8 protein-coding genes and 1 tRNA gene are annotated in these 12,730 nt (G+C 71.6%); 6 read left to right on the forward strand and 3 right to left on the reverse strand.

Features of this window, described 5'->3' with window-relative positions; all coding sequences use genetic code 11:
- Positions 1 to 3 precede the first annotated feature (3 nt).
- The gene (locus JNK30_RS09220; RefSeq protein WP_293481872.1) at positions 4 to 1,599 is read right to left on the reverse strand and encodes a carboxylesterase family protein; all 1,596 of its coding nucleotides are present in this window, start codon (positions 1,597 to 1,599) and stop codon (positions 4 to 6) included.
- A gap of 122 nt (positions 1,600 to 1,721) precedes the next feature.
- On the opposite strand from JNK30_RS09220, the gene JNK30_RS09225 reads away from it, so the two are divergent.
- A complete protein-coding gene (locus tag JNK30_RS09225) occupies positions 1,722 to 2,456 on the forward strand; it encodes an IclR family transcriptional regulator (RefSeq protein ID WP_293481874.1) in 735 nt (244 codons plus the stop codon).
- Positions 2,457 to 2,495: 39 nt separating this feature from the next.
- On the opposite strand, the gene selA is transcribed toward JNK30_RS09225, so the two are convergent.
- The gene (gene selA, locus JNK30_RS09230) at positions 2,496 to 3,899 is read right to left on the reverse strand and encodes an L-seryl-tRNA(Sec) selenium transferase (protein WP_293481876.1); all 1,404 of its coding nucleotides are present in this window, start codon (positions 3,897 to 3,899) and stop codon (positions 2,496 to 2,498) included.
- A gap of 104 nt (positions 3,900 to 4,003) precedes the next feature.
- On the opposite strand from selA, the gene selB reads away from it, so the two are divergent.
- From selB to JNK30_RS09250, 4 genes are all read left to right on the forward strand, one after another.
- Positions 4,004 to 5,956 carry a selenocysteine-specific translation elongation factor gene (selB, locus tag JNK30_RS09235; RefSeq protein WP_293481878.1) on the forward strand — a complete coding sequence of 651 codons (1,953 nt, stop codon included), beginning with the start codon at positions 4,004 to 4,006 and terminating at the stop codon, positions 5,954 to 5,956.
- Positions 5,949 to 6,043: transfer RNA gene (locus JNK30_RS09240), tRNA-Sec, on the forward strand. The genes selB and JNK30_RS09240 overlap by 8 nt, the downstream gene beginning before the upstream one ends.
- 41 nt (positions 6,044 to 6,084) lie before the next feature.
- Positions 6,085 to 7,665 carry a hypothetical protein gene (locus JNK30_RS09245; protein ID WP_293481880.1) on the forward strand — a complete coding sequence of 527 codons (1,581 nt, stop codon included), beginning with the start codon at positions 6,085 to 6,087 and terminating at the stop codon, positions 7,663 to 7,665.
- 30 nt (positions 7,666 to 7,695) lie between these two features.
- Positions 7,696 to 8,214 carry a UGSC family (seleno)protein gene (locus JNK30_RS09250; protein WP_293481882.1) on the forward strand — a complete coding sequence of 173 codons (519 nt, stop codon included), beginning with the start codon at positions 7,696 to 7,698 and terminating at the stop codon, positions 8,212 to 8,214.
- Between the two features lie 44 nt (positions 8,215 to 8,258).
- Here the strand turns inward: JNK30_RS09250 and JNK30_RS09255 are convergent, their stop codons facing one another.
- Entirely contained in the window at positions 8,259 to 10,625 is a 2,367-nt protein-coding gene (locus JNK30_RS09255) for a TonB-dependent receptor (protein ID WP_293481884.1), read from the reverse strand.
- A gap of 229 nt (positions 10,626 to 10,854) precedes the next feature.
- Between JNK30_RS09255 and JNK30_RS09260 the strand changes: the two genes are divergently transcribed.
- Positions 10,855 to 12,675 carry a DUF3604 domain-containing protein gene (locus JNK30_RS09260; RefSeq protein ID WP_293481886.1) on the forward strand — a complete coding sequence of 607 codons (1,821 nt, stop codon included), beginning with the start codon at positions 10,855 to 10,857 and terminating at the stop codon, positions 12,673 to 12,675.
- Positions 12,676 to 12,730: the final 55 nt, after the last annotated feature.

Raw genomic sequence — 12,730 nt, forward strand, 5'->3', positions numbered from 1 at the left:
GCCCTACTCACTCCGCGCGGTGGCGCGCACCGGCTCGTATCGCGCCATGAACCGGCGCTCGGCCGCAAAGGGATCGGCGACCACCTTCGCGGGCGTCTCGAACAGCATCGTCCGCCGCTGCGCGCGGTCGTAGGCGGGCCAATGGGGCAGGCCCTTGTGGTTCGGATCGCCCGAGCGCGCGAAGGCCAGCCAGGCGCCGGCCATCGCCTCGGTCATGGCCCGGGTCTCGGCGCTTTCCGGCCCGGTCAGATGAGGCGCCCGCGCCACGTTGTCGAACATGAACGGCAGGTCCAGCGTGTGCTGGCTGATCCGGCGGCCGCCCTCGGCCGGCGAGCGCCAGGTGACCTGGTACATCCAGGTGGGGTTCCGGGCGCCGTTCAGCGTGTCCCGCGCCTCAGCCATGATGGTGGCGTTCAGGATGTACGACCGCCAGGAGGTGATGAGGAAGTAGAGTTCGGTGGGCGACGCAGCCGGGTTTGCGGCCCTGAAAGCGGCGACCGCCTCGTCCAGGTCCGGCGCGGGCAGGAAGGTCCTCAGCCGGGCCTTCAGGCCCGCGTCATCCAGCGCATAGACCGCCGGATCCCGTCCAAGCTGGTTCGAGAGCTCGGTCCGGGTCGTGCCCAGCATCAGCGGGACCCGGGCCGTCCGCTGGGGCGCGTTCGGGATCCACGGATGGGCCGTGAAGGTGACGCCGTCCAGCACGGGCTCGAACCGGTAGCCGGCCTTGACGATGACGTCGCGCTGAGCCGCCGTCAGCCGTTCCTGCGGGACCTCCAGCAGGGCCGCGGCGTTCTTCGGGTCGATGTCGAGCGTCTTCAGCAGAGACGCCGTGAGCGCGCCGGACTGCTCCGGGGTCTGGATCAGCAGGTGCGAGCCCGACTGCACGACGCCCTTGGCGAACAGCCCGGCCGCGTCCTGCCCCGCGTAGCAGATGCTCACCTTCCGCCCGCCGCCCGACTGCCCGTAGATCATCACGTTGGCCGGGTCGCCGCCGAAGGCCGGGATGTTGGCGCGGACCCATCGCATGGCCGCCACGAGGTCGAGGTAGCCGACATTGCCGGACTGCCGGAACGGCTCACCCAGGTACGACGACAGATCGCAGAAGCCGAAGACGTTGAGGCGGTGGTTGATCGTGCAGATCACCGCATCGCCCCGCCGGGCCATCCGCGTCCCGTCGTAGATCGGCGCCGAGCCCGAGCCCGCCTCGAACCCGCCGCCGTGGAACCACAGCAGCACCGGCCGCCTGCGCCCATCGCCCAGGCCCGGCGTCCAGACGTTTATCCGCAGGCAGTCCTCGCTCATCGGCCCAGGGTCGGCGAGGCTCGAGCGCACCTGGGGCGTCTGCTCGCCGTAGTCCAGCGCGTCGCGGACGCCGGCGAACCGCTCGGCCGGACGTGGCGGACGGAAGCGGCCCGCCCCCGCCGTCGAGGCGCCGTAGCGCATGCCCTTGAACACGTGGATCCCGTCGCTGACGCGCCCCCGGTACTTCCCCTCGGTGGTCTCGACGATGGACTCCGACTGCGCCCAGGAGTGCCCGGCGGCCACGGCCAGGCCGCCGGCCGCAAGCGCGGAGCGACGGGTGGGTCCACGCAACGACATCGGCTCTCCCTCCAGCGCCGCTTGTTCCGCTCTGCGGAACGACGTATTGACTGACGGCATTCTCCGACCGGACGTCCATTCGAGTCAATCGTCCCGTCTCGGCATTTTATCGAAGGAACAGTATGGACCAGGCCGTCTCCCGGTCTCTCGCGATCCTCGAGGCGCTCGCGTCGGCCGGGGCGCCGGTGCGACTGTCCCGCCTGTCGGAGCAGGTCGGCCTGCAGAAGAGCACCGCGCACAGGATCCTGCAGACGCTCGTCGCCCTGGGCTACGTGATCCAGGAGGCCGAGACAGGACGGTACGGGGCGTCCCTGAAGCTGTGGGAACTGGGTTCGGCCATCGTCTTCGAGCACCCCGTGAAGCGCGCGGCGGCCTCGTTCCTGCAGTCGCTGCACCGGGAGGTGGGCGAAACCGTCAGCCTGCTGGTCCCGTCCGGCGAGGATGTCCTGTACCTCGAGCGGCTCGTCTCGCCCCGCCCCACCCGGTTCTCCGCGCGCCCCGGCAGCCGGGTTCCCGCGCTGCTGACGTCGGGCGGCCGCGCCATGCTGGCCGAGGCCGCCGACCTCCGCGACGCCGCGGCGCGGGCGCTGGCGCATGCCGGCGACCGGCGCGAGGCTACTCTGGCCGAGATCGTGCGCGACCTGGAAGAAGCCCGACGCCGGGGCTACGCGATCTCACGGGACACGCCGGGCGTGGTGAGCATGGGCTGCGCGATCCCCGGCCGGACGGGATCGCCCGCCGCCGCCATCTCGATCTCCGCGCCCGTCGAGCGGGTCACCCAGGAGGACGAGGCCCGCGTCGCCACGGCGCTGCTCGCCACCTGCGCGGCGCTCCAGGACACGGTCGGCCTGCTCTAGGCGCCGAAGGGCCGCGCCGCCCGGGCGCGTGGCGCTGCGTCACGCCGCTTGGGCGATGGCGGCCGCGAGGGCCGGCAGTTCGGCGTCCGACACGGTGCGCAGTTCCAGCAGCAGGAGATCGCGCTCGATCCGGCCGAGAACCGGCGTCGCCCCATTGCGGAGCCGGCGCGCCAGGTCGTCGGGGCTGAACCGCCGGCTCCGAAGCGCCACCGCCCGGCCCGGCAGCGGGAGCATCGGCATCGCGCCCCCGCCCGCATAGCCCTGGGTCTCTTCGACGGCCGCCTCGAGCGCAGGCACGTCGGCGATCCTTGAGGTCAGGGCTTCCGCGCGTGCGGCGATCGCCGCGAGCGGCTCGGTCAGCATTCGCAGCACGGGAATCCGCTGCGTGGGGTCGACGGGGGCGCGGTACAGGCGCAGCGTCGCGGCCAGCGCCGCGACCGACGGCTTGCCGAGGCGTAGCGCCCGGGCCAGGGGATGGCGGCCCAGCCGCTCGACGAGATCGCGGGAGCCCGCGGCGATGCCCGCCTGCGGCCCGCCCAGCAGCTTGTCGCCGCTGAAGAGCACGAGGTCGACGCCGGCGCGGAGGCTGGCCTGCACCGTGGGCTCGTCGGGGATCCCGTAGGGGCCTAGGTCGATCAGGGCGCCGCCGCCCAGGTCCTCGATCAGCAGCAGGCCGTGGGCGTGCGCGAACCGGGCGAGAGCGTCCAGCGAAGGGCTGCTGGTGAACCCCGTCATGCGGAAGTTGCTGGGGTGGGTGCGCAGGATCACCTTCGCATCCGGGTGCTCCCGAAGCGCCTGTTCGTAGTCGCGCAGGTGAGTGCGGTTGGTGGCGCCGACCTCTACGAGGCGCGAACCGCTCTGCGCCACCACGTCGGGCACGCGGAAGCCGCCGCCGATCTCCACCAGTTCGCCGCGCGACACGATGACCGGCGCGCGGTCCGCCACGGCTGCGAGCGCCAGCAGGACCGCCCCGGCGCAGTTGTTCACCGCCAGCCCGGCCTCGGCGCCCGAAAGCTCGGCGATGAGCGCGTCGAGATGGTCGTGGCGCGAGGCGCGCCGGCCGGTGTCCAGGTTCAGCTCCAGATTGCCGTATCCCGCCGTGGCCTCCATGGCCGCGACGGCCTCGGGCGCGAGGGGGGCGCGGCCGAGGTTGGTGTGGATGACCACGCCGGTGGCGTTGATCACCGGAACCAGGGTCGCCCGCGCGCGCGCCTCCAGCCTGGCGGCGCAGGCGGCGAGAAGCTCGGCGATCGTGGGGACGCGGTTGGGGTCGGACCGGAGCTGGGCCCGGGTCTCGTCCAGCACCGTCCGCACCGCTGCGACGACTGCGGTCGCGCCGAACCTGTCCGTCAGCGCCGACGCCGCGGGGTCCGCGCAAACCGTTCCCACGGCCGGTAATCGGCGGCGCGGATCCGGGTTCCGGGCGTCGGACGCGGCTGTCATCGAGCTCCTCCGGGCAGCGCGCGACAGTAAGGAGTCCGGCGGGCGGCGGGCAAGGCGCGCGGGGTCGGATGACGGCCGGCGCGCTTTTGCGTAGGGACGTCGCCATGGGCCCTGGACCCTCCCTCAGCGTCGCGGTGATCGGCCATGTGAACCACGGCAAGACCGCGCTCGTCCGGGCCCTCACCGGGATCGAGACCGACCGGCTGGCGGAGGAGAAGGCGCGGGGCCTGTCAATCACGCTCGGCTACGCCTGGCGCGACTACCCGGACGGCGCGGTGGATTTCCTGGACGCGCCCGGGCACGAGGACTTCATCCGGGCGATGGTGATGGGGACCACCGGCGCGCGCGCGGCCCTCCTGGTGGTCTCGGCGACCGAGGGCTTCGGCCGGCAGACCCGCGAACACCTGCGCGTGGCCGAGCTGCTGGGCCTGCGCGCCGGGATCGTCGCGATCAGCAAGTCGGACCTGCTCGGCGATGACGCCGCCGCCGCCGTCCGCGCGCGCATCGCCGCCGAGGTCGAAGGCACGTTCCTCGCGGGCGCGCCGATGATCGCATGTTCCGCGCGGACCGGAGCGGGCCTCGCGGCCCTGCACGAGGCCCTGGCGGCCCTCGTGGCCCGCCGCCCTGAACCCGAGCCGGCGCCGGGGGCGATCCTGCCGCTGGACAGGGTCTTCACGATGGCCGGCGCGGGCACGGTGGTGACCGGGACGCTCCACGGCGGGCCCCTGCGAACGGGAGCGCCGGCGATGCTGATGCCCTCGGGCGTGCGGGTCACCCTGCGCCAGCTGCAGGTGCACGGCGCCGCGGTGGAAGGCGCAGCGCCCGGCGGACGCGTGGCGGCGGCGCTGCGCGGCGTCACGCTGGACGAGGTCCGCGCGGGCGACATCCTCTGCACGCCGGACGCCCTCGCGCCCAGCCTGCTGGTCGATGTTCAGCTCGAACTGGCGGCGGAAAGCGCCCGGCCCGTGAGATCGGGCGACGAGGTGCGGGTGATGTGGGGGGCGCGGCAGGACCTGGCGAAGGTGCGGCTGCTGGCCGACGGCGCGCTGGCCCCGGGCGGACGGGGCCTGGCGCAGCTTCGCTTCACCTCGCCGGTGGCGGCGTTCGCGGGCCAGCGCGCGGTGCTGCGCCGTCCCTCCCCGGCCGAGACGATCGGCGGCGCCGTGGTGCTGGATCCCGTCGCGCCGAGGCTGCGGGGAGACGCCGGGGCGCGCGGCGAACTGCTGGAGGCCGCAGCGGCGGGGGACCTCGAGCGGATCGCCGAGCTGCTGGCCCGCCGCGGCGGCGGTGTCCTCTCGACCTCGGAAGCGGCGCGGCTTTCGCGGCGGCCGGCGGCCGAGGTCCGGGCCCTGCTGGGCCCTTTCCGCGAGCTCGCGCCGGACCTGCTGGCCTCGCCCGCCGTCATCGACGCCACACGCGAGTCCTACCGGTCGCGGCTCGCCGAGGCCCACCGCGCGGCCCCGGACCGGGCGTGGGCGCAGGTCGCTGCGATCCGCGCCGGCTTCGGCCGCACGACCTCCCGGGACCTCCTGGATCACGTGGAACGACAGCTCGTCCGCGACGGCGACATCAGGCTGAACGGCGCGCGGGTGGCCTTGGCCTCGCATGACCCGCTGGCGCGGCTTTCCACCACGGCGCTCGCACGCCTGCGCCAGCTGGAGGGCCAGATCCGCGAGGGCGGCGCATCGCCGCCCGACCTGGCCGTGCTTGCGCCGCCGGGCAGCGAAGACGCGGCGCTGGTCGAGCTGTTGATCGACCTCGACCGTCTGGCGCGCCTGCGGAACCACGCCTTGCGCCAGACCCTGGTGTTCCACGTGGCCGCCCTGGACGAGGCGCTCGCCAGGCTGCGGGCCGCCTTTCCGCCGCCCGCCGCGTTTCCCACCGGCGCCGCGCGGGAAGCGCTGGGCACGTCGCGCAAGTTCATCGTCCCGATCCTGGAATTCCTGGACGCCCGCGGGGACACGGTCCGCGAAGGCGACGTGCGCCGGATCGTCGAGTTTCGCGAAAGCGCTTCGGGACGCCACGGAACCCAGCCTAGTGTCGCCCCCTGGAGGTGACTGGAGTCTGGTGGCTTCCCCGGTCTTCAAAACCGGCGACACGTCGACAAGGCGTGTGGTGGGTTCGATTCCCATCCGCCTCCGCCAGATGCGGCCCCGCGCACGCGTGCGAACATGAGGACAGCCCGATGACCGCCACGGCCTTCTCCCTGCCCGACATGGCCGGCGAGCCTCGGCGGTTTCCGACCGGCCGCCCCAGCCTGATCGCCTTCGTCAAGGAGGACTGCGCGACCTGCAACCTGACCGCGCCCGTGCTGGAGGCGTTCCACCGCGCATGGGCCGACGCCGCGGACGTCTGGATGGTGGGCCAGACCGCGGACGGCAATGCGATCCTGAAGGACCGTCACGGCCTGACCCTGCCGATCCTCGACGACAGTGCGCTGAGGACGTCGCTGGCGTGGGGCTTCGACATCGTGCCCGCGGTGTACTGGATCGCTCCGGGCCAGGAACCGGGCGCGCCCCTGGAGGGATTCGTCCGCGAGGAGTGGCGGCAGCTCGCCCAGCGGATCTCCGGAGAGCTGGCCCTGCCGCCGCCCGCGGTGGACTGGCCGCAACTCCCCGACTGGCGGCCGGGATGCGGCTCCAAGCACCTCGATCCCGAGATTCACGACCGCCTGCTCGCGGAAGCCGACGGCAGCCCGATCCGGGCGCGACGCATCGAGGTCGCGCCGTCCGACGACATCGACGAGTTTATGTTCGACCAGGGCTTCTCGGACGGCCTGCCGCTGGTGGCGCCAACGCCCGAGCGCGTGCTGCGCATGCTGACGGGGACGCGGCGGTCGCCGCAGGACATCGTCGCGATCGTCCCGCCCAGCATGGCCCCGGTGACGGTGGAGAAGGTCGCCATCAACGCCGTGATGGCCGGCTGCAAGCCCGAGTACCTGCCGGTCGTCCTGGCGGGGGTCGAGGCGGTCTGCACCGACGAGTTCAACATCCACGGCGTGAACGCCACGACCATGGGCGCCGCCCCCGTGCTGATCGTGAACGGCCCCATCCGTCACCGCATCGGCATGAACATGAAGCAGGCCGCCCTGGGCAACGGCAACCGCGCCAACGCCACGATCGGCCGCGCCGTCCGGCTCGTGGTGCGCAACGTCGGCGGGGCCAGGCCCGGCGGCACCGACCGCTCGACCCTCTCCAATCCGATGAAGTTCACCATGTGCTTCGCCGAGTGGGAGGAAGGCTCGCCGTGGGAGCCCCTGCACGTGGAGCGTGGCTTCGGCCGCGAGGACTCGGTCATCACCGCCTTCGCCATGACCAGCGGTCCGGTCCAGATCGTCGATCAGGAGTCCCGCGAACCGGACCAGATCGCGGGCACGCTGGGCCTGGGGCTGGAGGGCGTCTTCCTGTCGAAGATCCACCGGATCCCGGTCGACGCCCTGCTGGTGGTCTGCCCCGAGCACGTGAAGACGCTCACCTCGCAGGGCGACTACCCCAAGGCCCGCCTGCGCGAGCGCATCCAGGCGGTGACGGCGCGGCCGCTCCGCGAGATGGTCGCCAATGCGGTCTCGGGGGCCGGGATCCCCGTGGCCTCCGCCGCGAAGATGACCGACGCGGTGCTGGATTCGCCCGCGCCCAAGTTCGCCGACGGCAAGTTCATCCACATCGTGGTGGCGGGCTCGGAAGCCGGCAAGTTCTCCGCGGCCTTCCACGGCTGGCTGACGGGATCGGCGGGTTCGGCCGTCGTTTCCAAGAAAATCGAAGACTGATAGCCTCGCGGCATCGTTCGGAGGACGTCGATGACGACAATCCTGGATCCCACAGACGAGCGGGTGCCCGTCGCGCGGCAGATCACGCCGCGGACCGCCAATTCTCCCGGCGTGATCGGCCTGCTCGACATCTCGAAGCCGCGCGGCAACGTCCTGCTGGACGAGCTGGAGCGCCTGCTGGCGGGCCGGTTCCCCGAGGCCGAGATCCGGCGCTACGCGAAGCCGACCTTCGCCAAGCCCTGCCCCTCGGACCTGCGGCTGAAGATCAAGGCCGAGTGCAACGTGGTGGTCGAAGCCCTCGCCGATTGAGGATCATGCACGACGTGCAGTCTGCACGACACCGTGTGGTTCGAGATCCAGGGCCGACCCGCCGTCTCCATAGCGTCCAGCGAGTTCGCCGAGGCCGCCGAAGCCCAGCGCAGGATGCTGGGCATGGATGGCGCACGCTACGTGCTGGTCGACCATCCGATCCAGGATGCGACCGACGACGAGATGCGCGCCAAGGCGCAGGCCGTGCTGGACGCGGTGGTCGCGGCCGTCACCACCTAGCCGCGCCGGTCGCGGCGATCCGTCGACCGGCCGCAGCGGCCCGCTCAGTTTCCGAATCGGTAGGTCACCGAGGCGAAGATCGTGCGCGGACGGCCCAGGGCCCCGAACGCGGAGTTCAGCGCCTGGATGTTGGTCTTCTGCACGAAGTAGTGGTCGTTCGTGAGGTTGCGGACGTAGAGCCCGGCCTCCCAGCGGCCGCCGTCCGGCGTGTACCGGAGCGAGGCGTTGAGGTGGCTGCGCGAGCGCAGCTTGGTCTCGTAGTTGCCGTCGATGGCCGAGGTCTGGGTGTCGGAGTAGCTGAGGTCGAACCGGGCCGCGAGTTTGCCCATCTCGGCCACCCGCGTGGTGGCGGTCACGCCCAGGTTCGCGGTCCATTTCGGCGTGTAGGGCAGATCGGTGGCCGTGGTGACGCCGAACGCGCCCGAGGCCACGCGGCCGCCGAGCACGCTCTGGATGTCGGCGTCCAGGTAGCCCACAGCCCCGTCGACCCGCAGCCACTCGGTGAGGCGCCCGTCGAACTCCACCTCGACCCCCTGCATGCGGGCCTGCGCCAGGTTGAGGATGGTGGACTGCTGGGAGATCTGCAGCGCCGGCGGGACCGTCGCGTCGACCTGCAGGTCCTTGTACTTGGTGTGGAACACCGCCGCGTTCAGGCGCAGCCGCCCGTCGAACAGGACGTTCTTCGAGCCCACCTCGTAGGCTTCCACGAACTCGGGATCGTACGACGGCAGGTTGGCCGGCAGCACGCCCAGGAAGCGGGCGGCGAAGCCCCCGTCCCGGAAGCCTTCCGAATAGGTGGCGTAGAGGTAGGAGTCGGGCGTCGCCTTCCAGCCGACGGTGATCGTGGGGGTCAGCCGCTCGACTTCCTTCACCCCGCGATAGGGACCGTCGGTGGCGCCGCTGGGCAGGATGTTCTTGATCCTGAAGGTCTTGCGCCCCTCGGTGTAGCGGGCGCCGCCGGTGATGCTGAGCGCGTCGGTGAGGTGGTAGGTCACCTGCGCGTAGGCGGCCTTCGACGAGTTGTCGATGTTGCGGAAGATGTCCTGGGCGAGCGAGCCGGGGTTCGTCGTCGCGTTGAAGGCGGTGACGATCTGGTTGAAGATCCGCTCGAGCCCCTTCTCCTCGAAGTAGTAGAGGCCGAGGACGTAATCGACCTTTCCGTTCGCGGTCGAGCCCACCAGCTGGAACTCCTGCGAGTACTGATGCTGGGAGAACTCGGGGTGGTTGTTGGCGAACAGCAGGTAGGGCGTGAAGTCGAGGTCGTTGAAGGTGACGGCGTCGAAGTCACGGTAGGCCGAGATGGACTTGAACTGCCCCAGCGGCGTGTCGGCCGTGAGCGTCGCGCTGATCCCGTTCGTGTCGAGCTGGTTGTCCGGATCCACCTTGCGCCCGTTGCGGTCGGTGAAGACCGCGTTGGAGGCGTAGCGCGACGCGGGCAGCCAGACCGAACCGAAGCAGCGGCTGTTGGTGGCGTGGCCCGCGGTGGTCCGGCAGGCCGCGTCGCCCGACAGGGTCAGGCTGTTGTTGAAGAAGGTGTTGAACGGGCCCGTGCCCACCGTCCCCACGGGCAGCAGGGTGTTCAGCACCACGGGGACCACGGGACCGGGGGTGTTCGACGTGCGGGCGATGTCGCCGGCGAGCTCCAGGCTGACGGACGGGCTGAAGTCGAATACGAGCTTGGCGCGCGCTCCCCGGACGTCGTCCTCGCCCAGCTTCACGTCGTTGTACTGGAGGGCTTTCACGAAGCCGTCCTGGTGGCGGTAGAAGGCGCTGAGGCTGGCGCGCACCGTCTCGGAGAGCGGCACGTTCACGCTGCCCGCCACCTCGGCATAGGTGTCCTCGCCGCCTGACACCCGGATCGAGCCGCCGAACTGCTCGGCGGGCGACTTGGTGACGACGCTGATCGCGCCGCCGATGGTGTTGCGGCCGAACAGGGTGTTCTGCGGGCCGCGCAGGACCTCGACGCGCTCGATCTCGACCAGGTCCATGAGGGCCCCGATGGAGCGGCCGACGTAGACGCCGTCGAAGTAGACGCCGACGGCGGGGTCGATGTTGATGGTGAAGTCGCGCTGCCCGATGCCGCGGATGAACACCGCCGTCGCCCCCGAGAGGCCCGAGGTGGGCTGGTTCGCCGAGAAGTGGACGTTCGGCGCGAGCGTCTCGATCGCGGTCAGGTCCACGGCGCCGCGCGCCTGCAGCTGCTCGCCGCCCACCGCAGTGATGGCGATGGGAGTTTCCTGGAGGTTCTCCTCGCGCTTGCGGGCGGTGACGACCACCTCCTCGATCGCCAGCGCGTCGCGGGTGTCCGCCGCCTGGGCCCTGGAGACCGCCGGAACCGCCGCGACCCCGCCCGAGAGGGCCATGGCGAGCGCAAACGTCAGCCGGTACGGCGACCGTGATGTGCGAGACATTTTACCTCCCCGTATGGCCGGCGGGCCAGCTGGCCCGGTTCTCCGACGCGCCATCGCGTGATGCGACGGCTCCGGCCTGTGAACGGCCCCGAACGCCGTTCAGCGGGGATGCTACGTGGGCTCCGGGCTTTGTCAATTAACCTGACGAAATCGCGATCTGTCAGGTCTGTTGACTAAATCGGCGCCAGCCCCGAGCGTGATCCGGCGCGCGTTTGCAGGGAGAGGCGGGATGTGGATCGGCAGGCTGCCCGGCGCCGGCGTCTTCCGGCGGAGCGCGATGACGCGGCGGCTCCTGCCGCTTGCGCTGCTCGCCTCCCCCCTGCTCGGCTGCGCCTCGGACCCTCCCGCAGCGACGCCCGCTGCCGCCGAGCCCATGGCTCAGGCGCGGCCCTGCCCCGGCGCGCAGCCCGGCGTGAAGCGCGTCTACTGGGGCGATCTGCACGTCCATACCGCCTATTCTCTCGACGCCTACGGCTACGGCACGATCCAGACCCCGGCCGACGCCTACCGGTTCGCCAAGGGTGAGTCGATCCGGCTCGCGGCGGGCCCCGTCCAGCTGGACCGGCCGCTCGACTTCATGGCGGTGACCGACCACGCCGAGTGGCTGGATCTGATGTTCACCTGCACCGACCCGCGGGTCTCCGACCATCCGGTCTGCAAGGACCTGCGCGCAAAGAGCAGCCAGGCGACGGGCAGCCAGGTCTTCCGCGACTACGTGAACCCGACCATCACCCTGGACCGCCCTCAGCCCACCGAGCTCTGCAGGCAGGACCCGAAGGCCTGCGAAGCGGCGCGGGACAGCCAGTGGGCGCGCGTGCAGCAGCAGGCCAACGCCGCCAACGAACCCTGCCGCTTCACCGCCTTCATCGGCTTCGAGTGGTCGGGCACGCCCGGCGCGGCGCACAACCACCGCAACGTCATCTTCGCCAACGAGAAGACCACCGCGGTCCCGATCGACTACATCCGCTATCCATCCGTCTCGCAGCTCTGGAACACCCTGGCGCGTCAGTGCCGGCCGCAGGACGGCTGCGACGCCATCGCGATCCCGCACAACATGAACATGGGCGACGGGCTCAGCTTCGACATCGAGACCGAGGACGAGAGCGACCTGGCCCTGCGCACCCGCTACGAGCGGCTCGTCGAGATCACCCAGGAAAAGGGCGCCAGCGAGTGCATGGCGCCGTACGCGGATCGGCTGACCAGCAAGGACTGCGATTTCGAGCCCTACATCACCTCGCACGCACGTCCGAAGCCCCTGGCCGACTTCGCGCAGGCCGAGTGGGAGAAGGCGCGCTCCACCTACGCCCGCGGCCTCCTGCGGCGGGGCCTGATGGCCCAGGCCCAGACCCGTCGCAACCCCCTGCAGGTGGGCTTCGTCGGATCGACGGACACCCACACCGGCCTCGGCGGCTTCGTCGACGAGGCGCAGTGGCGGGGCACGGTGTTCGGCCTCGACAACTTCGAGCGCAACATGGGCCGGCTCGACTTCAACCCCGGCGGCGTCGTGGGCGTGTGGGCCGAGCAGAACACGCGCGAGTCCCTGTTCGCGGCGATGCGCCGGCGCGAGGTCTACGCCACCAGCGGTCCGCGCATCGCCCTGCGCGTCCACGCGTCGCGCGGGCGGACGCCCCTCGCCTGCGAGGGCGCGGACGGGCGCTCCCTGCAGGCCGCGGTTCCCATGGGCGGGACCCTGGAGGCCGCCGGCGCGGCTCCGGCCTTCCGGATCGAGGCCATCGCCGACCGCGCGCCTCTGGCGCGGATCGAGATCGTCAAGGGCGCGACGCGCCGCGACGGCGGCTACGACGAGCGCGTCGAGACAGTCTGGCGCGGCTCGACCGCGCCGGGCGGGCGCGTCTGCGCGACATGGCGCGACCCGGCGTTCGACGGCGGCCAGCCGGCGTACTGGTACGCCCGCGTCGTCGAGGCGCCCACTCCGCGCTGGTCGGCGCACCAGTGCCGCAAGGCGGGCCGGTGCGACGATTTCCCCGCCGCGGACCGCGCCGTGGAGGAACGCGCCTGGACCTCCCCGATCTGGTACGCGCCGAGCTAAAGGGAGCTTTCGGCTTGACGAGCTTTGTCAAGTTACCTGACAAAGTGCGCAAGGA

The sequence above is a fragment of the Phenylobacterium sp. genome, assembly GCF_016793225.1.
Lineage (GTDB): Bacteria > Pseudomonadota > Alphaproteobacteria > Caulobacterales > Caulobacteraceae > Phenylobacterium.